The sequence below is a fragment of the Azospirillum endophyticum genome (genome assembly GCF_016595245.1).
GTDB lineage: Bacteria > Pseudomonadota > Alphaproteobacteria > Azospirillales > Azospirillaceae > Azospirillum > Azospirillum endophyticum.
Genome location: NZ_JAENHM010000021.1, coordinates 1 through 26,366, shown reverse-complemented (window position 1 = coordinate 26,366; position 26,366 = coordinate 1). Strand labels below are relative to the sequence as shown.

Here is a 26,366-nt window from a genome sequence, read left to right as displayed (position 1 = left end):
GCTTGGGAAGGGCCGCATCCGGCGACGCTGACCGGCGTTTCGCACGGGCTGCAACGTCTGGCGCCTCCCGTGGGTTGATCCTATAGTTTGTCCAAGTCAAAGAGGAGCCCAGTGGCATGGCCGACGTCGTGATCTACACCACGCCCTTCTGTCCCTACTGCATACGGGCGAAGAGCCTGCTCGACCGCAAGGGCGTGACCTACGAGGAAATCGACCTTTACGCCCAGCCGGGCCGCCGCAGCGAGATGATCGAGCGGTCGGAAGGCCGGACCACCGTCCCGCAGATCTTCATCGACGGGAAGCCGTATGGCGGCAGCGACGACATCCATGCGCTCGACCGCGACGGCAGGCTCGATCCGCTGCTCGGCATCGCCGCATGAGCGACGATGCGGCCGGGGGCGCCATTGGGGGCGGCACTGGGGGCGGCCTGCTGAAGGCCGCCTGCGTCCAGGTGAATGCGGGCACGGAGCTCGAACCGAACCTGCGGGCGGCGGGCGACATCGTCCGCCGCGCCCGCGACGCCGGTGCCGCCTTCATCACCCTGCCGGAGAATGTCGGCTGGATCGTCCAGGGCCGCGCCAAGACCATGGAGCGAGTCCGGAGCGAGGCGGAGCATCCCGCCATTCCGTTCTTCGCCGATCTGGCCCGGGAGACCGGGGCCTGGATCCTGGGCGGCACCCTGCATGTCCTGCTCGACGACGGGCGCGCCGCCAACCGCAGTTACCTGTTCGACGCCGATGGGCGGACCGTCGCCTCCTACGACAAGATCCACATGTTCGACGTCACGCTGAAGGATGGCGAGACCTATCGCGAATCGGCCAGCTTCCGGCCGGGTGAGCGGGCGGTGGTGGCCTCCAGCCCGTGGGGCGGCATCGGCATGACCGTCTGCTACGATCTGCGCTTCGCCGCTCTCTACCGGGCGCTGGCCCAGGCGGGGGCATCGATCCTGACCGTGCCGGCCGCCTTCACCGTGCCGACCGGCCGCGCCCATTGGCACACGCTGCTGCGCGCCCGCGCCATCGAGACCGGCTGCTTCGTGATCGCCCCGGCCCAGACCGGCAGCCACGACCAGGGCCGCCAGACCTACGGCCATTCCTTGCTGGTCGCCCCCTGGGGCGAGGTGCTGGCCGATGCCGGAACCGAGGTCGGATTCATCACCGCCGACCTCGACCTGGACCGCATCGCCGAAGCGCGCGGCATGGTCCCGTCGCTGACCCACGATCGCGCCTTCGACGTGGAGCGTGTCGGGTTCTGAGCCTTCAGCGCCCGTCCTGCGTCAGCCGCAGCCATGCCATGGCGGCGGTCAGCGCGATGCCGAAGGCCCCGTCGGGCCGCACCGGCAGGTCGAGGTCGCGGACCATGCTGTCCAGCCGCAGATCGACCGCCTGCTTGGACAGGCTGCGGATCTTGCGGTCGTAATAGAGGCTGGACACCTCCGTCCGCTCGTCCGACAGCGGCCGCCCGGTCAGGCGTTCCGCCATGGCGACGGAGAAATCCAGGTAATAGCCGACCAGCGGGCGGTCGCCGATGAAGGCATGCAGCCGGTCGCCGGCCTCGGCCAGACCGGTGTCGCTGCCGGGATGGAGCAGCAGGGCGCTGCCGGTCAGGATGCGGGGACCGCGGATGCGGATGGCGGCGAAGGACAGCGGCCTTGCCGCCTCCGGATCGAAGCTGGTCGCTTCGCAATGGATCGCCACGCGGTCTCTTCGATCATGGCCCCGGCGATCTGAAAGACGGTGATCGGGGCCCCGGCTGCCGTCGCTGTGATCGGAGTGCGCCATCGTCGCCGCCTCAATGATTCAGGCGGAAATGGTGGGCGATCAGCTCCTTGAAGCTTTTCACCAGGGCCAGACAATCCTTGAACTGGTCGCGGTCGAGCTTGCTCAGCTGGTCGGGATGGACGAGGTTGTCGATGACCGGTTCCGCCTCCGGCCCCTCTTCCGGCAGATCGACTCGTGCCTTTAGGCGGATGGTCGACAGGATGGTGAAGGCCTCCACCAGATCGGCCGCCATCTTGCGGTCCAGCGCCCCCAGTTCCGCCAGCACCTGGATGCGCTCCACCGTGTTGGTCTCCGCCCGGTGCCGTTCCAGCGCCAGCGCGCGCACGCCATGGACGATGGGGAAGATACCGGCCTTCTTGATGTCCACCGGCTCCGCCCGGCGCCGCTCGAACAATGCGGCGAACAGGCCGCTCGGCGTGTCGAAGGACAGGGCCGGACGGGCGAACTGGGTGAAGAACATCTGGTTGTCCTGGAGGCGGCTCAACAGATAATTCTTCGCGTCGGCCAACAGCGTGGCGTCCCCGGCCACCGGGGCGGCGTCGTAGAAGATCGCGAGGTTCATCTGCGCCGCTTCGTCCGGGCGGTGAACCCAGTTGAACAGGGCATCCTTGTAGCCGGCGAGCGACCGGGTCCAATCCGGGTTCGACACCATGATGTTGCCGGGACAGGGCGGATAGCCGAATTCGACCAGATGGCGGGTGAAGTCAGCCGCGATGCGCGGCAGATCGGGGCAGTCGAAGCCGTCGCGCAGGATCAGGCCGTTGTCCTGGTCGGTCTTCAGCAGCTGTTCGCCGCGCCCTTCGCTGCCCATCACGATCAGACAGCTGTTCGCCAGCAGGTCCGGCGGGGCCAGCAATTCGAACAGCTTGCGGAAGATGCGGCGGTTCAGTTCCGTGACCAGATCGGCGATGAAGGCGACCTTGACCCCGGTAGCGTGCAGGGTGCGGATCAGCTCGACGATGGAGCGGCTGGCCCGGCGCAGGTCGGCAGGATCGGTCGCATGCTCCACCTGCAGCCCGATGACCTGGGAATGGTTGGACAGCACCGCCAGCAGGTCGCTTTGCCCCAACAGCCCGACGATGGCGCCGTTTTCCGTCACCACCAGCCGGCGCACCGCATGCTTGGTCATCAGCACCAGCGCGTTGAACAGCAGGTCGTCGCGGTCGAGCGTCACCAAGCCGTAGCGGGCAAGCGGCCCGACCGGGTCGGCCACCGGCCGGCCGTCCAGCACCACCAGATCGCGCAGGTCGGTGCCGGTCAGGATGCCGCTGCGTCCATCCTCCCCACGGACCAACACGCTGCTGGCGCGGTTCCGCCGCATCGCGTCGGCCGCGTCGCGCAGGCTGGCGGCGGCATCGACGAACAGCGGCGGGTGAAGATGGGCCTGCCGAATGCGCGCCATGGTCAGCGCCGCCATCTCGCGGTTGGAACGCACTGCCGCGAGATCGCGCATGCGCTGGGCGAAATCGCCGAGAATGGCGGAACCGAATTCCGGATTCTCCCCAGCCAGCGCTTCCAGCGCGGCGCGCGGGATCAAATGGCAGACGCAGTCCTCCGCCGCGATGAAGCGGCGGGAACCGGTACCATCCCCACCCGCCGTGCCATACAGCGCCTGCAGACCGAAACGGTCGCTGGGTCCGTGAACCACCGCCACCTCGCCGCCGCGGCGCTCCTGGACGCTGCCGCGCAGAACGACGAACAGCGAGTCGGTCGGCTCCTCCCGGCTGAGGATGACGGCGCCACGCGGATGGAGCGCGATGTCGAGCGCACCGGCCAGCGCGGTCCGCTGCCCCTCCGTCAGCAGGTCGAAGGGCGGACGCCCGAAATCGAAGTCCGGAGAAGCGGGCGGCGTCGCATGCTGCACGGGCGGACTCCGTTGCGGGGCGGCTGGATCGCGGGGTGGCCGGTCATGAAAAAAGCGCCTCCGGATCGGGTCCGGGGGCGCTTTCCAGGATACACCCGCCGGGCGGAATGCCGGAAGCGGGTGCGACATTTGGCGGCGTGTTCGCTTCACCGCACGGGCTTCGCTTTCCCCGAAGGGGGGAAGGGACGCGGTGCGAGACGCGATCCCTTCCCTTGCTTGCTTCGCCCCCCTTAGTGGGCGGACGCCCCCTCGGCACCCAGCCCGGTCTGCGACCGGACATACTGGTCCTCGAAGTCACGGCGCTCCTTCTGGGCCTGCGCGCTGTTGTCGGTGATCGAGAAGAACCAGATGCCGGCGAAGGCGAGGATGATCGAGAACACGCCCGGGTTGGCATAGCCGACGATCGCGGTCGGATGGCCCAGCACCGCCTTCCACACCGTCGGGCCGAGGGCGATCATGACGCAGGCGGAGATCAGGCCGATCGCACCGCCCATCACCGCGCCGCGGGTGGTCATCTTGCCCCAGAACATCGACATCAGCAGGATGGGGAAGTTGGTCGAGGCGGCGATGGCGAAGGCCAGGCCCACCATGAAGGCGACGTTCTGGTTCTCGAAGGCGACGCCCAGCACGATGGAGACGATGCCGATCACCACCGTGGTGATCTTCGACACGCGGATCTCGTCGGCTTCGTTGACGCGGCCGCGGGCGAAGACCGAGGCGTAGAGGTCATGGGAGACGGCCGAGGCGCCGGCCAGCGTCAGGCCGGCGACCACCGCCAGGATGGTGGCGAAGGCGACGGCGGAGATGAAGCCGAAGAACAGATCGCCGCCGACCGCGTGGGCGGTGTGGATGGCCGCCATGTTGGTGCCGCCGATGACCGAGGCGACGGCCGCCTTGATACCCTCCGCCGGGGCGGCGGTCAGGAACGGATAGGCACCGTTGGCATCCTTGCCCAGGATCAGCACGATGGCGCCGAAGCCGATGATGAAGGTCAGGATGTAGAAGTAGCCGATGAGGCCGGTGGCGTAGAAGACCGACTTGCGGGCTTCCTTGGCATCGGAGACGGTGAAGAAGCGCATCAGGATGTGCGGCAGGCCGGCGGTGCCGAACATCAGGGTCAGGCCGAGCGAGATGGTGTCGACCGGATCGGAGACGAAGGCACCCGGGGACATGATGGCGACGCCCTTCGGATGCACGTCGACGGCGGCCTTGAACATCGCCTCCGGGCTGAAGCCGAACTTGGCGAGGATCATGAAGGCCATGAAGGACGCGCCGGACAGCAGCAGCACCGCCTTGATGATCTGCACCCAGGTGGTCGCCAGCATGCCGCCGAAGGTCACGTAGCCGATCATCAGCACGCCGACGATGATGACGGCGAACATGTAATCGAGGCCGAACAGCAGCTGGATCAGCTTGCCGGCACCCACCATCTGGGCGATCAGGTAGAAGGTGACCGTCGCCAGCGAGCCGCAGGCCGACAGCGTGCGGATCGGCGTCTGCTTGAAGCGGTAGGAGGCGACGTCGGCGAAGGTGTATTTGCCGAGGTTGCGCAGCCGCTCCGCGATCAGGAACAGCACGATCGGCCAGCCGACCAGGAAGCCGACCGAATAGATCAGGCCGTCGAAGCCGTTGGCGTACACCAAGCCGGCGATGCCCAGGAAGGAGGCCGCCGACATGTAGTCGCCGGCGATGGCCAGGCCGTTCTGGAAGCCGGTGATGCCGCCGCCGGCGGCGTAGAAGTCCTTCGCCGACTTGGTACGCCGCGCCGCCCAGTAGGTGATGCCCAGCGTGAACAGCACGAAGACCAGGAACATCACGATGGCCGAGACGTTCGTCGCCTGCTTCTGCACCGCGCCGTCGACGGCGCCGGCGGCATAGGCCGAGATGGGAAGCAGTGCGCCGGCCGCGGCGGCCGAGGCGGCGGCCGTGCTGGCGATGCGGGTGGTGACGGCGCGCATCACTTGGTTTCCTCCAGGATCTGGCGGTTCAGCTCGTCGAATTCGCCGTTCGCCCTATACACGTAGATGCCGGTCAGGATGAAGGCGGACAGGATGGTGACGACGCCGATGGGCATGCCCCAGGTGGTGACGCCCGAACCGATGGGCGTGCCCAGGAACTCCTTCCCGAACGCGACCAGCAGAATGAAGCCGAAATAGATGACCAGCATGGCAATCGACAAAGTCCAGGCGAAGGCGGACCGCTTGGTCACCAACTCCTGGAACTTCGGATTGTTCACGATCCGTTGTGCATTTTGATTCATGTGCGTCCCCTCATCGAGTGCCGGCAAGCGTTCGGCGGTCCGTAAGACAAAGTCTTCGGGACAAGTCCATGGAACACGCGGGCATTTGCCGTCCGGGCGGTCGCGTCCGGGTTCTCTCCCCGTAATTCGTACGCCCTTGACCTGCCCAATTGTTTGATACAGATCATTGTTTGGCGCACCCCCTACCTTGGTCGATGGGGCGTTGCGCCAAGCGAGGCGGCGGTGCCGGAAACCCAAGGCCGATCAAGGCTGTAACGGCAGGAACACGAAAGGCGCGCCCTTTCGGGCGCGCCTCGGAAATCGTCGGTTTTTCAAACGGTTCCGCCCGGAACCGGTGGGGATGCCGTCGGGTGGCCGGAGCGGCGGCTTGGTCCTTCCGGCCCCCCCCTCCTCCGGGCACAACTCAGGAGTCGGTGCGCGGGACCCAAGGGATGCGGTGGAATGTCACACCTTCCTCGTGCAGTTCGGCGACCTCCTCGTCCGACGCCTCGCCATAGATGCCGCGCGGGTCGGCCTCGCCGTAGTGGATGCGCCGCGCCTCCTCGGCGAAGTGGTCGCCGACATAGTCGCAGTTCTTCTCGACGCTGCGCCGCACCTCGGTCAGTTGCCGCATCACCTCCGCCACCGCCTCGCGTTGGGCATCGTTCAGGCTGGGCGGCAGGGCGGCGACGACGTCGGCGGCGCTCGGCAAGGGAACGGGGGCGGGAATCGGCGCGGGAAGGGTGGCCGGCACTGCGTTGGGCGTAACGGCCGGCACCGCCGCCGGAGCGGCGTTCGCCGCCACCGCCTCGGCCTGTTCGCGGGCGCGGTCGGCGGCCTTGGCGACCCCCTTGGCGATGCGCGGGGCCATCGGCGCCTTGCCGACGACGGTGTCGCCGCAGATCGGACAGGCGATCTGGTGGGCCTCCGACTGTTCGTCATAGGCGGCACCGTTGCGGAACCACGCCTCGAACTGGTGGTCGGCCGAACATCTCAACGCGAAGAGGATCATATCCCCACAAGCCTCAAAACTAACCCGCAGCAGGAAAGACAAGGCCCCGGCACGGCCGCTCCGGGTTGCGGCACGACTCGGGAATCGCCTTAATTCACCACGGCCGGACCGCGCCGTCAAACGCCGGACGAGCCTGTTTCCCATACCTCCTGTGATATCGTTCCCGCGACCGTCGAAGAAAAGCCCGGAAAGGTAAGTCCGCCATGTCTGCGCCGAAGCCCTCCGCGCCCCATCCGCCGTCCCCGCCTTCCCCCTGGGTCGAGCGGTTCGCCCACCTGGTGCGTGCGGGCGGCCCGGTGCTCGACCTCGCCTGCGGCGGCGGACGGCATCTGCGGCTGTTCCACCGGCGCGGCCATCCGGTGGTCGGCCTGGACCGCGATCTTTCCGGCGTCGCCGATCTGGAAGGCGGCGCGGGCATCACCCTGATCCGGGCCGACCTGGAAAGCGGCGATCCAAGCCGCGAATCGGGCGGCTCGCCCGGCTCCCTGCCGCCGGACAGCCGGTTCGCCGGGATCGTCGTCACCAACTACCTGCACCGCCCGCTCTTCCCCGCCCTGCTGGCGGCGCTGGAGCCCGGCGGCGTGCTGATCTACGAGACCTTCGCCGACGGCAACGCCCGCTTCGGCCGCCCCTCCTCCCCCGGCTTCCTGCTGCGCCGGGGCGAGCTGCTGGAAGCCGTGCACGGCAGGCTCCAGGTGGTCGCTTTCGAACAGGGCGAAGTGTCGGCGCCCAAGCCCGCCGTGGTGCAGCGGATCTGCGCCGTCGCCGGAGACGATCCGCTGCCGCTCTGACCGTCGCGCTCACTCGTCGCCGCCATCGTCCTCCGCCGGCTTCTGCTCCCCGCGGATGCGGCGGCGGCGGTCGGCCTTGCGCATGATCTGCTTCCCGTGCTTGTGCAGGGCCGGCCCCTCCAGCGGGCCGCCCGGACGCACCGGCCGTTCGGCGAAGCGCCCGAGCGAGATCATGCGGTCGTACATCACCAGCGCACCGGCGACGCCGACATTGATGCAGAAGGACATCGGGATCTTCACCACATGGTCGCAGCGCGCCAGCAGGGCGGGCGACAGGCTGTCGCGCTCCGGCCCCAGCACATAGGCGGCGCGCGACGGATGGCGGAAGCTCGGCAGCTCCACCGCGTCGTCGGTCAGTTCCACCCCGACCAGCATGCAATCCTTCGGCAGGGTGAAGTCGGCGACGCGCTGGTGGATGTAGAGCGGCAGATGCAGCGTGGCGCCCGAGGTGTCGACCAGCTTCGTCTCCCGCAGATCCGGCTCCGGATCGATGGCGAAGAAGAAGGAGGCGCCGAAGGCATGGGCGGTGCGCATCAGGTTGCCGACATTGCCCGGCTTGCTGATCCGCTCCACTCCAATTCCGAAATAGCCACGCATGAAGAACCCGCTGCTCTAGGTAAGGATATGACCGGGCGGGAGCTTGCCGCCACCGCCGGCCCGAGGCAAGCTTGCCGCCATGAGCCAAGACCATACCCCCGATCATGCCCACGACCATTCCTCCTGCTGCGGCGGTGGCGATCACCATCACCACGGCCATCCGCATCGTGAGGGCTCCGAGGGCCGCGCCGATCTCTCCGGCCCGGCGGAAAGCCCGATCATCGTCGAGGTGACGCGCGGCAGCCTGGTGGAGTCGGTCCATCGTGCCCGCGCCTGCATCGTCGATGCCGGCGGCCATGTGCTGGCGCGCTGGGGCGACATCGACGCTCCCGTCTATCCGCGTTCCGCCATCAAGTCGCTGCAGGCGATCCCGCTGGTGGAGAGCGGTGCGCTCGACGCCTTCGGGCTGGGGGATGAGGAACTGGCGCTCGCCTGCTCCTCGCACAATGGCGAGGCGCGCCATACCGGCCTGGTGCGGTCCTGGGCCGAACGGGTCGGGCTGACGCTGGACGACTACGAATGCGGCGCACAGATCCCCTATGATCCGGCCACCGCCGAGGATCTGGTCCGCCGGGCCGAGGCGCCGACCGCCTTCCACAACAATTGCTCCGGCAAGCACAGCGGTTTCCTGACCACGGCGAAGCACAAGGGCGAGCGGCTGAAGGGCTATGTCCGCTACGAACACCCGGTGCAGCAGCGCATCCTGGGCGTGATGGAACAGATGACCGGCCAGGATCTGTTCGGCGCGCCCTGGGGAGTCGACGGCTGTTCCATCCCCACCATCGGCATCCCCCTGGGTGCCATCGCCTATGCCATGGCCCGCATCGCCGACCCGGTCGACCTGCCCGACGCGCGGGCCGAGGCCGTGACCCGCATCGCCGCCGCCTGGGGCAAACACCCCTTCCTGATCGGCGGCACCGGGACCTTCGACACCGCGCTGATGGAAGCCGCCGGCGGCGCCGTCCTCGTCAAGGGCGGGGCCGAGGGGGTGGGCTGCGCCGTGATCCCGGAGCAGGGCATCGGCATCGCGCTCAAGATCGAGGACGGCGCCGCCCGCGCCCGCGAGGTGGCGCTGGCCGCCCTGATCCGCTCGACCCGGGCGCTGACCGAGGCGCAATGGGCCCGCGTGCCGCATCTGCTGGCCACGCCGCTGCTGAACCGCGCCGGCACGCGGGTGGGCGAGGTACGGCCTGCGACAGGTTGGCCGGCGGCCTAACTCCGCAAGCGCGATCAAGCGGCTGCCGGCTAGCATCGGCGGGACTGGAGGACGTCACGCCATGACCAACGACAGCATCTCCGCGGACGCAACGGCAGCTTGGCCCGTGCCGTGTTCCGCCGTTGCGGCCAAAGCCGGCACGCGGCTCGACTACGGTGACCGGATCGATCGGGTGGTGGTTTATATCGCCGCCCATCTGGACGAACCGCTCGACCTCGACCGGCTGGCGGAGGTCGCCTGCTTCTCGCCCTACCACTTCCACCGCGTCTACCGGGCGATCACCGGCGAGACGGCGGCGGAGACCCTGCGCCGACTGCGCCTGCACCGGGCGGCGGGCGATCTGGTGCGCGACGGCATCGCCATCCCGGCCATTGCCCGGCGGGCGGGCTACGGCAGCGTCGAGGCCTTCACCCGCGCGTTCGGACAGGGCTATGGCGCGACGCCGGCCGCCTACCGCAAGCGGGGGCGTCTCAATCCTCCAGTCCCGGCCAACCATCGACTGGAGGACAGAATGTACGACGTCGAAATCCGCGATCTTCCCGCCCACCGCATCGTCGGGCTGCCTCACACCGGCCCCTATATGACCATCGGCGTCAGCTTCGACCGGCTCTATGCCTGGGCCTACAAGCAGGGGCTGGTCGGTCCAGGCACCCGCAGCTTCGCCATCTATTACGACGATCCCGAGTCGGTGAAGCCGGAGGAACTGCGCTCCTTCGCCGGGTTGATGCTGAACCCGGGCGTGGTCGAAGACGGGTTGATCCACGGGGTGGATATCCCCGGCGGCCCTCATGCCGTGGTCCGGCACAAGGGCCCGTATGCCGAACTGGGCGCGGTCTACCGCTGGCTCTACGGCGAGTGGCTGCCCAACAGCGGCCATGCACCCGGCGACGCCCCCTGCTACGAGGAATATCTCAACAACCCGCGGGCATTGCCGCCCGCCGAGTGGCTGACGGAGATCTGCATTCCGCTGGCAGGCTGAGGTTCCGGCGAAGGGCTGCCAGCGGACGGGCGCGGTGCTATGGTCGCCGCGCCCATTTCCCCGTTGAGCGGTTTCCCATGAGCATCGACGATCTGCGCGCCCAGTACGAAGCCTATCCCTACCCGGCGCGCAATCCGGCCGACGAGTCCAAGCGCCTGATCACCGGCTCGCCCAGCCACCTGGACGAACTGGTCCAGCATGTCTTCGGCGGACGGATCGACCATGGCAAGCCGCTGCGGGTGCTGGTGGCCGGCGGCGGCACGGGGGACGGCACCATCATGCTGGCGCAGCAGATGGCCGATGCCGGCAATCCCGGCCGCATCGCCTACCTTGACCTCTCCGACGCCAGCCGCGCCGTCGCCGAGGCGCGGGCCAAGGCCCGCGGCCTGACCAACATCGACTTCCGCCGCGGTTCGCTGCTGGAACTGGGCGGGCTGGTGTCCGAAGCCGGACCGTTCGACTACATCGACTGCTGCGGCGTGCTGCACCATCTGGACGACCCGACGGCGGGCCTGCGCTCGCTGGCCGGGGCGCTGGCGCCCGGCGGCGGCATCGGCATCATGGTCTACGCTCCCCACGGCCGCACCGGCGTCTACCCGATGCAGGAGGCTCTGCGCGGCATGACCGAAGGGCTGCCGCCGGCCGAGAAGGTCGCGCTGGCCCGCCGGCTGATCCATGCGCTGCCGCCGACCAACTGGCTGCTGAACAACCCGCACATCAGCGACCACCGGCTGGCCGACGCCAACCTCTACGACCTGCTGCTGCACAGCCGCGACCGTCCCTACAGCGTGCCGCAGCTGGCGGAACTGGCGGATAGTGCCGGCCTCGCCGTCGCGACGCTGATCGACCCGCTGAGCTACGAGCCGTCTCTGTGGATCAAGGATGCCCGCGTCCTGAAGCGGCTGGAAGGGATGGGCATGCTGGAGCGCGCCGCCTGGACCGAGCGCATCACCGGCGCCTTCACCAAGCACATCGCCTATCTGCTGCGCCCGACCGATCTGGACGCCGCCCGCATCGCACCCGACCGGCCGGAGGTGATCCCGGTCCTGCGCGATATCGACGGGTCGACCGTGGCGAAGAGCGTGCCGCCCGGCGGCAGCCTGGAATTCGACCTGATGGGCAGCGTGGTCGCCCTTCCCCTGCCCCGGCTGGCCGGGCCGATCCTGTCGCGGATCGACGGCAAGACCAGCCTCGGCGCCCTCCACGCCGCCATCGAACCGACGACGAAGGCGACCTGGGACCAGTTCCTCACCCAGTTCCGCCAGCTGTTCGATGCGCTGGGCGGGCTGGGCAAGATGCATCTGCGGCGGGGATAGGGCGGAAAGCCCCATCCCCGGCCGGTCCTTATCCCCGCAGAACCGGTACCGCGGCATCGAGCGCCTTGGTCAGGCAGTCGAAGGTCTCGTGGATTTCCGCCTCGGAGATCACCAGCGGCGGGCAGAGCGCAATGGAATCGCCCATGGCGCGGACGATCAGGCCGTTGTCCTGGGCCAGCCCGTTGACCAGGGCGCCGGCGCGGCCGGGCGGATCGAAGGGCATCCTGGTCGCCTTGTCGGCCACCAGTTCCACGGCGCCGATCAGGCCGATGCCGCGGGCTTCCCCGACCAGCGGATGCTCGGCCAGCGCCTTGAGACGGCTCTGGAAGGCAGGGGCGACCGAACGGACATGGCCGACGATGTCGCGCTCCTCGTAGATCTTCAGCGTTTCCAGCGCCACCGCCGCCGCCACCGGATGGGCGGAATAGGTGTAGCCATGGCCGAAGGTGCCGATCTTCCGGCTCTCGTCGACGCAGGCGCGATAGACCGCATCCGTCACCAGGACGGCGGAGATCGGCAGGTAGCCCGACGACAGCTGCTTGGCGCAGGTCAGGATGTCCGGCTGCAAGCCCACGGTCTGGCTGCCCCAGAAATTGCCGGTGCGGCCGAAGCCGCAGATCACCTCGTCGGCGACCAGCAGGATGTCGTATTTCTTCAACACCGGTTGGATCTTGGCGAAGTAGGTCGCCGGCGGCACCACGACGCCGCCGGCGCCCATGATCGGCTCGGCGAACATGGCGGCGACGGTGTCCGGCCCCTCGGCCAGGATCAGCGCCTCCAGCTGCTGGGCCAAGCGGGTGGCGAAGGCCTCCTCGCTCTCGCCCTCTTGGGCGTTGCGGTAATGGTGCGGGCAGTCGCCGTGGATGATGCGGGCGATCGGCAGATCGAAGTCGCGGTGGTTGTTGGGCAGCCCGGTCAGGCTGGCGGTCGCCACCGTCACACCGTGATAGGCGCGCTGGCGCGACAGGATCTTCTTCTTCTCCGGACGGCCGAGCGCGTTGTTGTAGTACCAGATCAGCTTGATCGCGGTGTCGTTGGCTTCCGACCCCGAATTGGCGAAGAAGACCTTCGACATCGGCACCGGCGCCAGCGCGATCAGCTTTTCCGCCAGATCGATGCCGGGCTCGTGCGACTTGTGGCCGAAGATGTGATAGCTGGACAGCTGCCGCATCTGCCTGGTCGCCGCCTGGACCAGCCGCTCTTCCCCCCAGCCGAGCGAGACGCACCACAGGCTGGCCATGCCCTCGATGTAATCCTTGCCGCCATCGTCGAAGACGCGGATGCCTTCGCCACGCTCGATGATCATCGGGCCCTGCGTCTCGTGGACATCCAGGTTGGTGTAGGGATGGAGGACGAAGGCCTTGTCGCGGCTGGCGGCAGAGTTGCCGGCGGTGCTGCCCGGAGCGGTCATGGAGTAGGGTCTTCCTGTTCGGTCTTGCTGTTGTCTTGTCGGGTTCGGTCCCCCGGCCGGCTGCTGACGGCCCACCGGGGGGTGTTCGATTTGTTAAACACTCCCGCCGATCATACGCACAGTTCGCTCCCTCGACAAACCTGCTTGCTGGTCATCCGTGCCATGCGCGCAAGACGCTGGCAGGAGGCCGGAGCCGATGGGACAGCTTGATCCGAACGGACGAAAGGGAGGAACCGCTTTGCCCACGCTTTACGGCATGCCCAGCACCGCGTCGATGGCGCCGCACATCCTGCTTCGCGAGATCGGCCGGCCCTTCGACCTCGTGCTGCTCGACCGCGAAAAGGGCGAACACAAGAGTGCCGGCTATCTGGCACTCAACCCACATGGCCGGGTGCCGACGCTGGTGGACGGAAATCGCGACGACGGCTTGGTGCTGTACGAATCCGCCGCCATCTGCCTGCATCTGGCCGACAGCCATCCGGAGGCGAAGCTGGCTCCGGCGATCGGCACGCCCGAGCGGGCGGCGTTCTACAAGTGGCTGGTCTACCTGACCAACAGCGTCCAGGCCGAGATGCTGCTGTACTTCTATCCCGAACGCTATGTCGAGGGCGCGGAGGCGCAGGCCGCCTTCAAGGCGGCGACCGAGGCGCGGCTGAACGGTCATTTCGACGGGCTGGACCGCGCGATGGCTGGGCGTAGGTGGCTGCTGGGCGACACGTACAGCGCGGTCGATCCGTACCTGTTCATGCTCTGCCGCTGGACCCGTTTCATGGGCCGCCCGGCCCGCAAGCTGGGCAATCTCGGACCTTACCTCGCCCGCGTGCTGGAGCGTCCGGCGGTAAAGGCGGTGTTCGAGGCGGAGGGGCTGGCGGCGCCGTATTGCTGATAAGAAATCGCCGGACCATTCCCCTCTCCATGGAGAGGGGAATGGTCCGGGCATACCCTCACCCTTTCCGCACCAGCCCGCTGACCGGCTGACCGTCGATGGTCAGCGAGCCGCCTTCGGCACCGACCGCCACCGTCTGGCCGTCCTTGATGCGGCCTTCCAGGATCAGGGTCGCCATCGGGTTCTGCAACTCGCGCTGGATCACCCGCTTCAGCGGACGGGCACCATAAACCGGGTCGTAGCCGGCCTCGGCCAGCCACTCGGTCGCGGCCTCGTCCACCGTCAGCGTGATCTCGCGGTCGGCGAGCATCTTGGTCAGGCGGCCGAGCTGGATCTTGACGATGCCGCCCATATGCCGGCGGTCGAGCCGGTGGAACAGCAGGATCTCGTCCAGGCGGTTGAGGAATTCCGGCCGGAAATGGGCGCGGACCGCCTCCATCACCTCGTCGCGCACGGCGGCGCTGTCCTCGCCCTCCGCCTGTTCGGCCAGCGCCTGCGAGCCGAGGTTGGAGGTCATGATGATGACGACGTTGCGGAAATCGACGGTGCGACCCTGCCCGTCGGTCAGCCGGCCATCGTCCAGCACCTGTAGCAGCACGTTGAAGACGTCGGGATGGGCCTTCTCCACCTCGTCGAACAGCACGACCTGATAGGGCCGGCGGCGCACCGCCTCGGTCAGCGCCCCGCCTTCCTCATAGCCGACATAGCCCGGAGGCGCGCCGATCATGCGGGCGACGGAGTGCTTCTCCATATATTCCGACATGTCGAGGCGGACCATCGCCGTCTCGTCGTCGAACAGGAACTCGGCCAGCGCCTTGGTCAGCTCGGTCTTGCCGACGCCGGTCGGACCGAGGAACAGGAAGGAGCCGATGGGACGGTTCGGGTCCTGCAACCCGGCCCGCGCCCGGCGCACGGCGTTGGACACGGCGACGATCGCCTCGTCCTGGCCGATGACCCGGCCGCGCAGCTTGTCCTCCATCGCCAGCAGCTTCTCGCGCTCGCCGGCCAGCATCTTGTCGACCGGCACGCCGGTCCAGCGGCTGACCACCGCGGCGATGTCGCCGTCGCGCACCTCCTCGTTCAGCATGCGGTTGCTGGCATGCTCCTCGGCATCCTTCAGGGCCTTCTCCAGGCCGGGGATGACGCCATAGGCCAGTTCGCCCGCGCGGCCCCAGTTGCCGTCGCGCTGCGCCGTCTCCAGCTCGGTGCGGGCCTTCTCCAGATCCTCCTTGATCTTCTGCGCGCCCTGCAGCTGGTCCTTCTCGGCCTGCCACTTGGCGGTCAGCTCGGCCGAGTCCTGCTCCAGGTCGGAAAGCTCGCGCTCCAGGTTGACCAGCCGGTCGCGCGACGCGGCATCCTGCTCGCGCTTCAGCGCCTCGCGTTCGATCTTCAGCTGGATGATGCGGCGGTCGAGCTCGTCGATGGCCTCCGGCTTGCTGTCCACCGCCATGCGCAGGCGGCTCGCCGCCTCGTCGATCAGGTCGATGGCCTTGTCGGGCAGGAAGCGGTCGGTGATGTAGCGGTTGGACAGGGTGGCGGCCGAGACGATGGCGCTGTCGGTGATGCGCACGCCGTGGTGGACCTCGTAGCGCTCCTTCAGGCCGCGCAGGATCGAAATGGTGTCCTCCACCGTCGGCTCCGACACGAAGACCGGCTGGAAACGCCGGGCCAGCGCCGCGTCCTTCTCGATGTATTTGCGGAACTCGTCCAGCGTGGTGGCGCCGACGCAATGCAGCTCGCCTCTGGCCAATGCCGGCTTCAGCATGTTGGAGGCGTCCATCGCGCCATCGGACTTGCCGGCGCCGACCAGCGTGTGGAGTTCATCGATGAAGACGACGATCTCGCCGGCCGCCGCCTGGATCTCGGACAGCACGGCCTTCAGCCGTTCCTCGAACTCGCCACGGTACTTGGCGCCCGCCACCAGCGCACCGAGGTCGAGCGACAGCAATTGCTTGTTCTTCAGCCCTTCCGGCACGTCGCCCTTGACGATGCGCTGGGCCAGCCCTTCGACGATGGCGGTCTTGCCGACGCCGGGCTCGCCGATCAGGACCGGGTTGTTCTTGGTGCGCCGCGCCAGCACCTGGATGGTGCGGCGGATTTCCTCGTCGCGGCCGATCACCGGGTCGAGCTTGCCGTCGCGCGCCGCGGCCGTCAGGTCGCGGGCGTATTTCTTCAGCGCGTCATAGCCCTGCTCGGCACCGGCGCTGTCGGCGGTCCGGCCCTTGCGGATGTCGTTGATGGCGGTGTTCAGCGCCTGCGGCGTCACGCCGGCGGACTTCAGCGCCTTGCCGGACGGGGTGCCGTCGGCCATGGCCAGCGCCAGCAGGATGCGTTCGGCGGTGACGAAGCTGTCGCCGGCCTTCTCCGCAACCTTCTCCGCCTGCTCGAACAGGCGGGAAAGCTCGGGAGTCAAATAGAGCTGGCCGGCGCCGCTGCCCTCGACCTTCGGCAGCTTGTCCAGTTCGGCGTCCACCGCCGACAGGGCCGCCTTGGGGTCGCCGCCCGCCGCGCGGATCAGGTTGGCGGCAAGGCCTTCCTTGTCGTCCAGCAGCGTCTTCAGCAGATGTTCCGGAGTCAGGCGCTGATGCCCCCGGCGCACGGCCAGGGTCTGCGCGGCCTGGATGAACCCGCGGCTCCGCTCGGTGTATTGCTCGAAATCCATGATGCTCCCCTTCTCCTATCGACCGTCCGCGAGGCAGCCCGGTCGATCCGATCCACGTAACTGTGCGATCCGCAAGGATGCTGCCGAAGATGTAGGCAAGGCGGCAGGCCATGCAAGACCATCCGTGCAGAAAGGTTATCGGGGGAGAACCCCGGCCATGGCCTCCCCCACCAGACCGCCTAGGACCGGGAAAAAGGGGTAGCGCGCGACCCGCCGATTGCCCCCTACACCACCCCTGCTTCCCACCGCTAGACTGCCGCCATCCCGCCTTCGATGGTTCCCCGTTCCGGATTTCACCATGACCGATCTGGCCGCCTCCGGTTCCCGCACCAGCACGAAGCCCGTGCCCGTCGACCAACCGATGCCCCGCACCCTGACGGCCCGCCTGCTCCGTCTCGCCTGGAGCCTGCGCGGGGCTTGGCACCGGGTGGCGCGTCCGCTGACCATGGGGGTGCGGGCGATCATCCTGGACGAGTCGGACCCGGCGGTTCCCCGCGTCCTGCTGATCCGGCACAGCTATGTCGACGGCTGGCACCTGCCGGGCGGCGGTGTCGGGCGGGGAGAGACGCTGGTCGACGCCATGCGGCGCGAGGTGCGGGAGGAAGTCGGGCTGATCGCCGACCGTCCCGCTCAGCCATTCGGCATCTATGCCCGCTTCCGCAACGGGGCGAGCGACCATGTGGCGGTCTTCGTCGTGCGCGGCTGGAGCGGCAGCCCGAGACCCGACGGGGTGGAGATCGTGGAAACCCGGTTCTTCCCGCTCGACCGGCTGCCGGCGGGGCTGTCGCCGGCCACCGGGCGGCGGCTGGAGGAATTTCTCGGCCGGCGGCCGGTCGCCGAACGCTGGTAGCGGCACCAGATCACGGGGGTGGAGCAGGCGGTCCGGACAATCCAACCCGCCACGACCCTTGCCGCCCCCCTCGCCACAGCGTGAGAAACGGGCACCGCATCGGTTGACAGGGATGCTCCGGCCCTTTCATTGTGCAGTGCAATGAACGCCACACTGACCGCCATCCGCCGCTACCCCGTCAAGGGCATGAGCGGCCAGGACCTTCCCGCCACCGACCTGACCGCCGGTCAGGCGATCCCGCTCGACCGCCGTTACGGGTTGCTGCACGGCCCGGCGGCACTGGATGCGGAAACGGAAGGATGGCGTCTGCCATCGGACTTCTTCACGCTGGACCGCACGGAAAAGCTGGCGGCCTTGCAGACGGAGTTCGACGAGGTGACGCGGGCTCTGGTGATCCGCCGGGGCGGGCGGCAGGTCTCGCGCGGCCGGCTGGACCAGCCGATGGGCCGCACGCTGCTCGAACAGTTCTTCGCCGCCTATCTGGCCGGCATCGTCCCCGGCATGCCCCGCTTGGTCGAGGCGCGGCACGGCGCTTTCGGCAACAGCGAGGAGCCGTCGATCACGCTGCTGAACCTCGCCAGTTTGCGCGATCTGGAAGAGCGGATCGCCAAGCAGCCGGTCGATCCCCGCCGCCTGCGCGCCAACCTGCTGTTCGGTGGCGTCGATGGCGGCATTGATCCCTGGGCGGAACGCGGCTGGGTCGGCCGCAAGCTGACCGTGGGGAGCGCGACGCTGGAGGTGGTGGAGGCGCTGGACTGCACGCCCGGCAACGACGTCAACCCGGATACCGGCATTGCCGATATCAGCCTGCCGACCATCATGGATCGCGGCTATGGCCACAGCCAAATCCTGCTGCGCGCCCGGGTGACCGGCGGCGGCCGGATCGCAATGGGCGACCCGGTCACGCCGTTCGATTGAGCATCGGGGATCAGGCGTTGACGGCCGTCCGCTCCTCGCCGTCCGTCTCGTCCTCGGCGGCGGAGTCGTCGTCATCGCCGCCGTGCAGGGAGGGTTGCGGCTGATGGCCGTGCCCGCTGATGGGCTGGCCACCGCGCTGGCGGTTTTCCGATTCCTGGATCTGGTTGATGATGCGGAGGTAATGCTCCGCATGCTGCAGGTAGTTTTCCGCCTGCACGCGGTCGCCGGACGACATCGCGTCGCGGGCCAGCGCCTGATATTTTTCCTGCACCTGCCACGCATTGCCGCGGATGCGGACGTCGGGGCCGTTGCTGTCGAAGGTCTGGTGGCGCAGCGGAACGTTCTGGCGCCGGCCGGCGCCGGCGCTGCCGCCCCCACCTCCGCCGCTGCCGCCGCTGCCCCCGCCGCCGCTGTTGCCACGACCACGCGAACGCCTGGAGTTCGGTCCCTGTCTCATTCGGCTCTTAAGGCCCCATGCAAGAGAAGCGCAGTCCCCGGAACGCTCCGGCGGCCATCCGGCCTTCCGGCCCGGCCACCAAGCACGCCATGGACGATTTCCATGGGTCGCTCACGGGGTTCAAACGACGCGTCCGCATCGCGTGCGGCAGGCCATGGCGGTCAGCGCTCGGCAGAAAACCATCCGAGATTCTTGCTCCGCAGGCCGTAGGTTCGCGGTCGTGTACCGCACACTACCCGTCAAAGCCGGCCGATCCAACCGTTTTTTTGGAGGAGCACCCGCCTTACAGTCCCTTCCGGGCTCGCACGCAGCGCTTTACCCCACCGAGGTCACACAGGATCGCCGTCTCCCCCAGCCCCTGCGCCTCCACCAGTGCCACCACATCCTCCGCCTGACCCTGCCCGACCTCGAAGGCGGCCAGCCCGCCGGCGACCAGCAGGCGCGGCAGTTCGGCGGCGATGATGCGATAAGGCTCCAGCCCGTCCGGTCCGCCGTCCAGCGCCCGCAATGGGTCATGCTCCCGCACTTCCGGCTCCAGCCCGGCGATCTCGGCACTGGGGATGTAGGGCGGATTGGAGACCACAATGTCGAAACGCTCCTGAATTCCCTCGGCCCAGTCGCCGGTCCGGAATCGGGCGCGTTCCGCCAGCTCGTTGCGTTCGGCATTGCCGGCCGCCCCTTCGACCGCCAGGGGGCTGAGGTCGACGCCGAGACCGGTGGCGTTCGGCAGTTCCGACAGCAGCGCCAGCAGGATGCACCCCGTCCCGGTCCCGAGATCGAGCAGGCGCAGGGCGGCCTTGCGGTCGGGGACCGCCGCCAGCACCGCCTCCACCACGGTCTCGGTGTCCGGCCGCGGCTCCAGCGTGTCGGGGTTGAGGGTGAGGTCGATGGTCCAGAACTCCCTATGCCCCAGGATGCGCCCCACCGGCTCGCGCGCCGCGCGCCGTTCGACCAGCGCCAGGGCGCGGGCGGCATCGGCGTCGGGGACGGTTGCTTCCGCCTTGGTGGCGAAGTCGGTGCGGGTCAGGGTCAGCGCATGTTCCAGCAGATAGCGGGCGTCGAGTTCCGGCGTGTCGATGCCGGCCTCGCGCAGACGCGCCTCGGCCTGCACGCGCAGGGTGCGGAGGTTCATGGATATACTCCCCTCTCCCGCGACAACTCATCCCCTCCCCCGCCCAGCGGGGGAGGGTTAGGGTGGGGACAAGCCCTGCACACATATGCACTCACCCGATGCGCGACCCCATTCTCAAAAAGCGCGCCCGCGGCATGCGCACGTTGCCGACCGAGGCCGAACGCCGCCTGTGGCAGTACCTGCGTAATTGTCAGCTTGGCGGCTGGCGGTTCCGACGGCAGCATCCGATCCCTCCCTACATCCTTGATTTCGCGTGCCTCGAGGTCTGCGTCGCGGTTGAGGTCGATGGCGGGCAGCATGCGGACTCCAGCTATGATGAAGCGCGCACGGCGTTCCTGATGGAGCGCGGATGGCGGATTCTAAGGTTCTGGAACAATGATGTTCTTCGCAATCCCGAAGGGGTGGTGACCAGCGTTCTGGAGGCTTTGGGAGGGCCAAGAGATGCGGACACTCGCCCCCACCCTGATCCTCCCCCGCTGGGCGGGGGAGGGGATTAGGCGTTGCATCGCTAAGGCAATCACCCCAGCTCGGCCAGCCGTGCCGCTTCGTCTTCGGCGATCAGGGCATCCACCAATTCGTCCAGCGCTTCGCCCGCCATCACCTTGTCGATCTTGTAGAGCGTCAGGTTGATGCGGTGGTCCGTCACCCGTCCCTGGGGGAAGTTGTAGGTGCGGATGCGTTCCGAGCGGTCGCCGCTGCCGACCTGGTTCTTGCGGTCGGCGGCGCGGACGGCGTCCTTCTCCGCGCGCTCGCGGTCGTACAGGCGGGCGCGCAGCACCTTCAGCGCCTTGGCCTTGTTCTTGTGCTGCGACTTCTCGTCCTGCTGGCTCACCACCAGCCCGGTCGGCAGGTGGGTGATACGCACGGCGCTGTCGGTGGTGTTGACCGACTGGCCGCCGGGACCGGAGGAGCGGAAGACGTCGATCCGCAGATCCTTCTCGTCGATATGGATGTCGACCTCCTCCGCTTCGGGCAGCACGGCGACGGTGGCGGCCGAGGTGTGGATGCGGCCCTGCGCCTCGGTCGCCGGCACGCGCTGGACGCGGTGCACGCCGGACTCGAACTTCAACCGGGCGAACACGCCGCGGCCGGTGATGTTGGCGGTGGCTTCCTTGTAACCGCCGATGCCGGTCTCGCTGACGTCCATCGCCTCGAACCGCCAGCCACGCAGGCCGGCATAGCGGCGGTACATCTCGAACAGCTCGGCGGCGAACAGCGCGGCCTCGTCGCCGCCGGTTCCGGCGCGCACCTCGAGGATGGCGTTCTTCTCGTCCGCCTCGTCCTTGGGCAGAAGCGAGATCTGCACCTTGCGCTCCAGTTCCGGGATGCGCTTGGTCAGGACGTGGAATTCCTCCTCCGCCATCGCCTTCATCTCGGGATCGGCGGCGGGATCGCCCATCATCGACGATATCATCTCGGCCAGATCGCCGGCTTCGGCGCGGCCCTTCTTCAGCTCCGCGATGGCCTCGGCGATCGGGGTGAGGTCGGCATATTCCTTGGACAGCCGGGCGAAGTCGCCGGACTCGGCAAGGCCGGCCGCAAGCGTGTCGCGCAGCTCGTCGTACCGGGCCATCACCTTATCGAACTTCTCGTCCAGGCTCACGTCGCTCGTCCTTATCCCGTTCAGTCTCTTCCACCGCCGTGCCGGACAGCCTGTCCAGCCCGATCCTATCCAGCCCGAACAGGCGGAACATCAGCCGTTCGGCCGCAGCCCGCTCGGCCAGCCCCTCGCCGCTGCCGTCGGCAGCCAGTCCCCGCAAAGCCTCCGACGGGGCATGCAGCAGCCGGTTGACCAGCAGCCGCGTCGCCGACGCCGCGTCCAGATCGGCGTGCCCGGCCAGCAGGCGCCGCCGCTCCGCTTCGAAATGGCTGCGCAGGGCCGCCACGGCAGGCACCGCCGCACGTTCGGCACGGTCGCGGGCGAAGGCGGCCACCGCCTCGTCCACGATCGTCCAGGCCGCCTGGGTCGCCGCCTCGCGCCCGACGCGCCCCTTCAGCGCCACCCGCTCCAGATCGCCCAGGTCATAGACGAAGGCGCCGTCCATGCCCGCCACCGCCGGATCGACATCCGCCGGGATGGCGGCATCGACCACGAAGACCGGCCGACGGCGGCGGCGCTTCAACACCGCCTCCATCATCGGGGCAGTCAGGATATAGCGCCCGAGACCGGCCGCGGTCACCAGGATATCGGCGCCGGTCATCGCCGCCTCCAGATCGGTCCAGGGGGCGAAATGCCCGTCCAGCCGCCGCGCCGCCGCTTCCGCCCGCCGATCCACCGGCGCCGCCACCGTCAGCCGCGGCAGTCCGGCCTCGCGCAACCCCTCCAGCACCAGGGCGCCCATGTCGCCCAAGCCGACCAGGAGGGCGCCGCAACGCTTGATGTCGCCGTGCAGGTCGCGCGCCACCTGGATGGCGGCGGCGGCCAGCGAGGTGGCCCCCTCCGCGATCGGCGTTTCGCTGCGGACCCGCTTGGCGGCGGCATAGGCGGCCTGGAGTTCGGCCTCCAACTCCGGCCCCGTCAGCCCGGCACCGGCGGCATCGCGATGGGCGGCCTTCAGCTGGCCCAGGATATGCGGTTCTCCGACGATCTGGCTGTCGAGCGAGCAGGCCACCGCGAACAGGTGGCGCACCGCGTCGATGCCGGTGCGGGTGTAGAGCTGCGGCGCCAGATCGGCGGTGGGCAGACCGGCGCGGTCGGCCATCACCTCGGCGATCGCCAGGGCCGCCTCGTTCGGACGCTCGTGGACCGCCTGCACCTCGACCCTGTCGCAGGTGCTGAGCCAAAGCGCCTGCCCCACCCCTGCGGCACGCAGCCGGTCCAGCATGCCCGCCACTTCCGCCTCCTCGGTGGACAGGCGGTCGCGGACGGCGCCGGAACAGGTCCGGTGGCTGGCGCCGATGACGAGGTAGGAGGTGGTGGTCACGCCTAGGGTCGCTGTCCCTGCCCGAATTCCGGGCAGCTTACTCCGCGGCGGGAGCCACGTCTCGCGTGGTTTCCGGGATGGCCTCGGCTTCCGCCGCGGCCTTCGCCGCTTCGATCTCGGCGGCCTTCTTCTCGACCAGCCCGACCAGATGCTGGACGATGTCCTGGTCCTTCAACCGGTGGTCGGTGACGCCGGACAGATAGACCTGATGGGTGTTGTTGCCGCCGCCGGTGAGGCCGATGTCGGTCTCCCGCGCCTCGCCCGGGCCGTTCACGACGCAGCCGATCACCGACAGGGTCAGCGGGGTGGTGATGTGGGCAAGCTTCTGTTCCAGCACTTCCACCGTCTTGATGACGTTGAAGTTCTGCCGCGCGCAGCTGGGACAGGAGATCACCGTGACGCCGCGGCGGCGCAGGCCCAGCGACTTGAGGATATCGTAGCCGACCAGCACCTCTTCCGACGGGTCGGCCGACAGCGAGACCCGCAGCGTGTCGCCGATGCCCGACCACAGCAGCATGCCGAGCCCGATGGACGACTTCACCGTCCCGGCGCGCAGGCCGCCCGCCTCGGTGATGCCGATGTGCAGCGGATAATCGCAGGCCTCGGCCAAACCCTGGTAGGCGGCGACGGCCAGGAAGGCGTCGGAGGCCTTCACCGAGATCTTGAACTCGCGGAAATCGTTGTCTTCCAGGATCTTCGCATGGTTCAACGCGCTTTCGACCATCGCTTCCGGGCAGGGCTCGCCGTATTTCTCCAGCAGATCCTGTTCCAGCGAGCCGGCATTGACGCCGATGCGCATCGAACAGCCATGGTCCTTGGCGGCCTTCACCACCTCGCGCACCCGCTCGGCCGAGCCGATGTTGCCGGGGTTGATGCGCAGGCAGGCGGCCCCGCTCTCCGCCGCTTCGATGGCGCGCTTGTAGTGGAAATGGATGTCGGCGACGATCGGCACCTTCACTTGGCGCACGATGTCCTTCAGCGCCAGCGCCGAGTCGCGGTCGGGGCAGGAGACGCGGACGATGTCCACACCCACGCGCTCGGCCGCCTGGATCTGCTCCACCGTCGCCTTCACGTCGGTGGTCGGCGTGTTGGTCATGGTTTGGACCGAGATCGGCGCATCGCCGCCGACAAGCACGTTGCCGACGCGAATCTGGCGCGATTTGCGGCGAAGGATCTGGCGGTAGGCGCGCACGGTCATCTCAGGTCAGCCTCTGGACAGCGAAAAGCGGTGCCGGGTGCCGCATCCTAGCGCAGCCGGCGTCAGGCCAGAAGTGCGCTGCGGCGCCCGGGATTCAAGGGAGGGGGGTGGTGGGGCGCTGTCGATGCATGACTGCCGGCGCCCGCCCGCCCGGTTTCAGCGCCGCACCACTCCGTGACCGTCGATGGCGACATCGCGCAGAACCTGTCCGACGGACCCCAGCGGCGGGCTTTCACCGCCGTCGGCCATCACCACCAGACCGCCGGCATTGCCGGTCCGGATCTTCACGTTCGGCTTGTCGGGAACGCGGAAGGTGTCGCCCGGCTTCAGCACGCGCGTGAAGACGATCTCGCTGCCGTCGCGCACCTGCAGCCAGCTTTCCTGCGTCGCCTTCAGGATCAGCTTCGCATTGGTATTCAACGTGCCATAGACCTTGCCGTTGGCCGGTACCGTCGCCGCAGGCGCGGCAGGAGCGGCCGGCGGAGATGCCGCGGCGTTCAACGGGGTCGGTTCCTGCGGCGAAGCCTCGTCGTCATCCTCGGCCGGCGGGGCCGGCACATTGACGATCCCCTGCCCGCCCGTCTGGTTTGTGGTCGGCGCGTTGGCGGACGGCAGCGGCGACTGGGCCGGGGGCGGCAGCACGGAGGGGGCCGCCGCGGTTACCGGCGGCTTGGCCGCGCCGTTCGGTGGGGTGGCCGGTGCGGGCGTGGCGGGCTGCGCCGGCTTGCCCGCGGCTGATGACGACGGGGCGGAAGGCGCCGCACCGGTGGGCACCGCCGTTGTGGACGATCCGGGCGCGGAACCGTTCTGAGCCGGGTTGACCGAAGACGGGTTGACCGGGGTCGGGTTCGCCTGGGGAGCGGATGTGGCCGCCGGCACCGAAGGTGCGGCACCTGATTGCGGCGCAGCGGCGGGCTGCTCAGCCACCTGCTCGGCTGGTTTGGCGGGCACGCCGTCCAGCAGCGAAACCAGCCGGTCCGGCAAGGTCGGCACGAGGTCCGCCATGGAGCGATCGGTGGCGGAAAGATAATACCAGCCGCCATAGACGATGCCGGCCAGCACCAGCGTGCCGAGCAACAGCGTTCCACCCGACGCGCGCCCTTCGGCGGCCGGCGTCGGCAGATACAGCTCCTGACGGCGGACGGTGCCCGCCGCCTCCTCCTTGTATCGCGTGGCGACCGCGTCCGGGTCCAATCCAAGGCATTCCGCGTAGGAGCGCAGGAAGCCGATGGCATAGGTGCTGCCCGGCAGCTCCTGATACCGCCCTTCTTCGATCGCCAGCAGATAGGGGTAGCGGATACGCAGCATCGTCGCGACGTCACGCAGGTCATAGCCATGCGCCATGCGCGTCGCGCGCAGAGTCTCGGAGACGGAGGGACCGGACTGGGCCGGATCGAAATCGTCGAAAACCTTGCGCTTGGCCATGGGCTCGCCATCTGCTCGCAACTTGCGCGCACACGGGACGGCATGCGCGGCGGGGGCATCCGTGTGGACGCAGCTTGCGGAATGGGTACGACATGCCGCCCCTGCGGCGCAACCGCAATGACCGCAGCCCAGAGAATGCGGGTCGTGACAAGTGGGTGCGGGGATGTCTGCGGGCCAGCAGGTCGGTGCCGCGAATACCGCCGGTGAAGCCTGCGAGAGTGTGGGAGGTCGGGATCCGGGTGCAGCGGCTCTTCGCCTCATCGACCACCAGCGCCGGCCGACGGTGGCGAGCCAGATAATGGATGGCGGCAGTCAGTCCGGCGGGGCCACCGCCGACGATCGGGCAGTCGAGCATGGAAGTCACGACTGTCCTTGTCTTGAGCGGGGCGGACGCAAGCCGCCCTTCGGTTCCTAGACAAGCGGATCAGTCGGATGGTGCGGGTATCGATCAGGCAATTTCCCATAGCGAAAAGCCCGCGCTCCTTACGGAGGCGGGCTTCTTGTCGATCTGGTTGCGGGGGCAGGATTTGAACCTGCGGCCTTCAGGTTATGAGCCTGACGAGCTACCGGGCTGCTCCACCCCGCGGATGTTCCTGATGTGAGATGATGGACAGTGAAGATGCAAGCATGAGCTTCGTGTATGGAGCGTCTCTTGAGCCTAAGTGACCTGGCGGCGACCTACTCTCCCACGTCTTAAGACGCAGTACC

The 26,366-nt window shown here is 68.4% G+C and carries 24 protein-coding genes and 1 tRNA gene; 10 read left to right on the top strand and 15 right to left on the bottom strand.

The genetic code is table 11. From position 1 onward, the window contains the following. The first annotated feature begins 116 nt into the window (after positions 1–116). Positions 117–380 carry a glutaredoxin 3 gene (grxC, locus tag JHL17_RS05915; protein ID WP_200191135.1) on the top strand — a complete coding sequence of 88 codons (264 nt, stop codon included), beginning with the start codon at positions 117–119 and terminating at the stop codon, positions 378–380. Beyond that, positions 377–1,255, top strand: a complete 879-nt coding sequence (locus tag JHL17_RS05910) for a carbon-nitrogen hydrolase family protein (RefSeq protein WP_200191134.1) — start codon at positions 377–379, stop codon at positions 1,253–1,255. Before grxC ends, JHL17_RS05910 begins: the two co-directional genes overlap by 4 nt. A gap of 4 nt (positions 1,256–1,259) precedes the next feature. Here JHL17_RS05910 and JHL17_RS05905 read toward each other — a convergent pair whose 3' ends face one another. From JHL17_RS05905 to JHL17_RS05885, 5 genes are all read right to left on the bottom strand, one after another. Beyond that, the gene (locus JHL17_RS05905) at positions 1,260–1,697 is read right to left on the bottom strand and encodes a 3'-5' exonuclease family protein (protein ID WP_345773759.1); all 438 of its coding nucleotides are present in this window, start codon (positions 1,695–1,697) and stop codon (positions 1,260–1,262) included. Between the two features lie 94 nt (positions 1,698–1,791). Further along, complete coding sequence (locus JHL17_RS05900; protein WP_345773758.1) at positions 1,792–3,645, bottom strand: DUF294 nucleotidyltransferase-like domain-containing protein; 1,854 nt, start codon at positions 3,643–3,645, stop codon at positions 1,792–1,794. 230 nt (positions 3,646–3,875) lie between these two features. Further along, positions 3,876–5,603 carry a cation acetate symporter gene (locus JHL17_RS05895; RefSeq protein WP_200191131.1) on the bottom strand — a complete coding sequence of 576 codons (1,728 nt, stop codon included), beginning with the start codon at positions 5,601–5,603 and terminating at the stop codon, positions 3,876–3,878. Then, complete coding sequence (locus JHL17_RS05890; RefSeq protein ID WP_200191130.1) at positions 5,603–5,905, bottom strand: DUF485 domain-containing protein; 303 nt, start codon at positions 5,903–5,905, stop codon at positions 5,603–5,605. The genes JHL17_RS05895 and JHL17_RS05890 overlap by 1 nt, the downstream gene beginning before the upstream one ends. 403 nt (positions 5,906–6,308) lie before the next feature. Beyond that, complete coding sequence (locus JHL17_RS05885) at positions 6,309–6,896, bottom strand: DUF1178 family protein (RefSeq protein WP_200191129.1); 588 nt, start codon at positions 6,894–6,896, stop codon at positions 6,309–6,311. A 203-nt stretch (positions 6,897–7,099) separates the two neighbouring features. On the opposite strand from JHL17_RS05885, the gene JHL17_RS05880 reads away from it, so the two are divergent. Next, entirely contained in the window at positions 7,100–7,687 is a 588-nt protein-coding gene (locus tag JHL17_RS05880) for a class I SAM-dependent methyltransferase (RefSeq protein ID WP_200191128.1), read from the top strand. A 9-nt stretch (positions 7,688–7,696) separates the two neighbouring features. Here the strand turns inward: JHL17_RS05880 and JHL17_RS05875 are convergent, their stop codons facing one another. Next, complete coding sequence (locus tag JHL17_RS05875) at positions 7,697–8,284, bottom strand: RNA methyltransferase (RefSeq protein ID WP_200191127.1); 588 nt, start codon at positions 8,282–8,284, stop codon at positions 7,697–7,699. A gap of 79 nt (positions 8,285–8,363) precedes the next feature. Between JHL17_RS05875 and JHL17_RS05870 the strand changes: the two genes are divergently transcribed. The 3 genes from JHL17_RS05870 (at position 8,364) to JHL17_RS05860 (ending at position 11,795) form a co-directional block, all read left to right on the top strand. Then, positions 8,364–9,500 (top strand): asparaginase, encoded by a 1,137-nt coding sequence (locus JHL17_RS05870; RefSeq protein WP_200191126.1) that lies wholly within the window; start codon positions 8,364–8,366, stop codon positions 9,498–9,500. Positions 9,501–9,561: 61 nt separating this feature from the next. Next, positions 9,562–10,479 (top strand): AraC family transcriptional regulator, encoded by a 918-nt coding sequence (locus JHL17_RS05865; RefSeq protein WP_200191125.1) that lies wholly within the window; start codon positions 9,562–9,564, stop codon positions 10,477–10,479. A gap of 77 nt (positions 10,480–10,556) precedes the next feature. Then, the gene (locus JHL17_RS05860; protein ID WP_200191124.1) at positions 10,557–11,795 is read left to right on the top strand and encodes a class I SAM-dependent methyltransferase; all 1,239 of its coding nucleotides are present in this window, start codon (positions 10,557–10,559) and stop codon (positions 11,793–11,795) included. 28 nt (positions 11,796–11,823) lie between these two features. Here the strand turns inward: JHL17_RS05860 and JHL17_RS05855 are convergent, their stop codons facing one another. Continuing rightward, positions 11,824–13,206, bottom strand: a complete 1,383-nt coding sequence (locus JHL17_RS05855) for an aspartate aminotransferase family protein (protein WP_200191123.1) — start codon at positions 13,204–13,206, stop codon at positions 11,824–11,826. A gap of 238 nt (positions 13,207–13,444) precedes the next feature. Between JHL17_RS05855 and JHL17_RS05850 the strand changes: the two genes are divergently transcribed. Beyond that, the gene (locus JHL17_RS05850) at positions 13,445–14,092 is read left to right on the top strand and encodes a glutathione S-transferase family protein (RefSeq protein ID WP_200191122.1); all 648 of its coding nucleotides are present in this window, start codon (positions 13,445–13,447) and stop codon (positions 14,090–14,092) included. Positions 14,093–14,150: 58 nt separating this feature from the next. Here JHL17_RS05850 and clpB read toward each other — a convergent pair whose 3' ends face one another. Further along, positions 14,151–16,754 (bottom strand): ATP-dependent chaperone ClpB, encoded by a 2,604-nt coding sequence (gene clpB, locus JHL17_RS05845; protein WP_200191121.1) that lies wholly within the window; start codon positions 16,752–16,754, stop codon positions 14,151–14,153. 298 nt (positions 16,755–17,052) lie between these two features. Here clpB and JHL17_RS05840 point away from each other — a divergent pair, with 298 nt between their 5' ends. Both JHL17_RS05840 and JHL17_RS05835 read left to right on the top strand, forming a co-directional pair. After that, the gene (locus JHL17_RS05840) at positions 17,053–17,604 is read left to right on the top strand and encodes an NUDIX domain-containing protein (protein ID WP_200191120.1); all 552 of its coding nucleotides are present in this window, start codon (positions 17,053–17,055) and stop codon (positions 17,602–17,604) included. A 141-nt stretch (positions 17,605–17,745) separates the two neighbouring features. Next, complete coding sequence (locus tag JHL17_RS05835) at positions 17,746–18,522, top strand: MOSC domain-containing protein (protein WP_200191119.1); 777 nt, start codon at positions 17,746–17,748, stop codon at positions 18,520–18,522. Positions 18,523–18,532: 10 nt separating this feature from the next. Here the strand turns inward: JHL17_RS05835 and JHL17_RS05830 are convergent, their stop codons facing one another. Continuing rightward, complete coding sequence (locus JHL17_RS05830) at positions 18,533–18,979, bottom strand: DUF4167 domain-containing protein (protein WP_200191118.1); 447 nt, start codon at positions 18,977–18,979, stop codon at positions 18,533–18,535. Between the two features lie 283 nt (positions 18,980–19,262). Further along, entirely contained in the window at positions 19,263–20,111 is an 849-nt protein-coding gene (gene prmC / locus JHL17_RS05825) for a peptide chain release factor N(5)-glutamine methyltransferase (RefSeq protein ID WP_200191117.1), read from the bottom strand. A 98-nt stretch (positions 20,112–20,209) separates the two neighbouring features. Between prmC and JHL17_RS05820 the strand changes: the two genes are divergently transcribed. Further along, a complete protein-coding gene (locus tag JHL17_RS05820; protein WP_200191116.1) occupies positions 20,210–20,608 on the top strand; it encodes an endonuclease domain-containing protein in 399 nt (132 codons plus the stop codon). Between the two features lie 20 nt (positions 20,609–20,628). Here JHL17_RS05820 and prfA read toward each other — a convergent pair whose 3' ends face one another. The 5 genes from prfA to JHL17_RS05795 all read right to left on the bottom strand — a co-directional run bounded on the left by prfA (position 20,629) and on the right by JHL17_RS05795 (position 26,244). Beyond that, on the bottom strand, positions 20,629–21,714 hold the full coding sequence (gene prfA / locus JHL17_RS05815; RefSeq protein ID WP_200191115.1) for a peptide chain release factor 1: 1,086 nt from the start codon (positions 21,712–21,714) through the stop codon (positions 20,629–20,631). Then, entirely contained in the window at positions 21,689–23,035 is a 1,347-nt protein-coding gene (gene hemA / locus JHL17_RS05810; protein WP_200191114.1) for a glutamyl-tRNA reductase, read from the bottom strand. Before hemA ends, prfA begins: the two co-directional genes overlap by 26 nt. Before the next feature lie 37 nt (positions 23,036–23,072). Next, the gene (gene ispG / locus JHL17_RS05805; protein WP_200191113.1) at positions 23,073–24,233 is read right to left on the bottom strand and encodes a flavodoxin-dependent (E)-4-hydroxy-3-methylbut-2-enyl-diphosphate synthase; all 1,161 of its coding nucleotides are present in this window, start codon (positions 24,231–24,233) and stop codon (positions 23,073–23,075) included. A 156-nt stretch (positions 24,234–24,389) separates the two neighbouring features. Beyond that, on the bottom strand, positions 24,390–25,658 hold the full coding sequence (locus tag JHL17_RS05800) for a helix-turn-helix domain-containing protein (RefSeq protein ID WP_200191112.1): 1,269 nt from the start codon (positions 25,656–25,658) through the stop codon (positions 24,390–24,392). 509 nt (positions 25,659–26,167) lie between these two features. After that, positions 26,168–26,244, bottom strand: a tRNA-Met gene (locus JHL17_RS05795). Positions 26,245–26,366 lie beyond the last annotated feature (122 nt).

What these genes read in the sequence shown, in the direction of transcription:
- JHL17_RS05860 (WP_200191124.1), top strand. Translation starts at nt 10,557, where the DNA reads ATGAGCATCGACGATCTGCGCGCCCAGTACGAAGCCTATCCCTACCCG.
- JHL17_RS05840 (WP_200191120.1), top strand. Translation starts at nt 17,053, where the DNA reads ATGACCGATCTGGCCGCCTCCGGTTCCCGCACCAGCACGAAGCCCGTG.
- JHL17_RS05865 (WP_200191125.1), top strand. Translation starts at nt 9,562, where the DNA reads ATGACCAACGACAGCATCTCCGCGGACGCAACGGCAGCTTGGCCCGTG.
- JHL17_RS05910 (WP_200191134.1), top strand. Translation starts at nt 377, where the DNA reads ATGAGCGACGATGCGGCCGGGGGCGCCATTGGGGGCGGCACTGGGGGC.
- JHL17_RS05870 (WP_200191126.1), top strand. Translation starts at nt 8,364, where the DNA reads ATGAGCCAAGACCATACCCCCGATCATGCCCACGACCATTCCTCCTGC.
- JHL17_RS05820 (WP_200191116.1), top strand. Translation starts at nt 20,210, where the DNA reads ATGCGCGACCCCATTCTCAAAAAGCGCGCCCGCGGCATGCGCACGTTG.
- JHL17_RS05835 (WP_200191119.1), top strand. Translation starts at nt 17,746, where the DNA reads ATGAACGCCACACTGACCGCCATCCGCCGCTACCCCGTCAAGGGCATG.
- JHL17_RS05830 (WP_200191118.1), bottom strand. Translation starts at nt 18,979, where the DNA reads ATGAGACAGGGACCGAACTCCAGGCGTTCGCGTGGTCGTGGCAACAGC.
- JHL17_RS05880 (WP_200191128.1), top strand. Translation starts at nt 7,100, where the DNA reads ATGTCTGCGCCGAAGCCCTCCGCGCCCCATCCGCCGTCCCCGCCTTCC.
- JHL17_RS05890 (WP_200191130.1), bottom strand. Translation starts at nt 5,905, where the DNA reads ATGAATCAAAATGCACAACGGATCGTGAACAATCCGAAGTTCCAGGAG.
- ispG (WP_200191113.1), bottom strand. Translation starts at nt 24,233, where the DNA reads ATGACCGTGCGCGCCTACCGCCAGATCCTTCGCCGCAAATCGCGCCAG.
- clpB (WP_200191121.1), bottom strand. Translation starts at nt 16,754, where the DNA reads ATGGATTTCGAGCAATACACCGAGCGGAGCCGCGGGTTCATCCAGGCC.
- JHL17_RS05800 (WP_200191112.1), bottom strand. Translation starts at nt 25,658, where the DNA reads ATGGCCAAGCGCAAGGTTTTCGACGATTTCGATCCGGCCCAGTCCGGT.
- JHL17_RS05875 (WP_200191127.1), bottom strand. Translation starts at nt 8,284, where the DNA reads ATGCGTGGCTATTTCGGAATTGGAGTGGAGCGGATCAGCAAGCCGGGC.
- prmC (WP_200191117.1), bottom strand. Translation starts at nt 20,111, where the DNA reads ATGAACCTCCGCACCCTGCGCGTGCAGGCCGAGGCGCGTCTGCGCGAG.
- grxC (WP_200191135.1), top strand. Translation starts at nt 117, where the DNA reads ATGGCCGACGTCGTGATCTACACCACGCCCTTCTGTCCCTACTGCATA.
- JHL17_RS05855 (WP_200191123.1), bottom strand. Translation starts at nt 13,206, where the DNA reads ATGACCGCTCCGGGCAGCACCGCCGGCAACTCTGCCGCCAGCCGCGAC.
- JHL17_RS05885 (WP_200191129.1), bottom strand. Translation starts at nt 6,896, where the DNA reads ATGATCCTCTTCGCGTTGAGATGTTCGGCCGACCACCAGTTCGAGGCG.
- JHL17_RS05895 (WP_200191131.1), bottom strand. Translation starts at nt 5,603, where the DNA reads ATGCGCGCCGTCACCACCCGCATCGCCAGCACGGCCGCCGCCTCGGCC.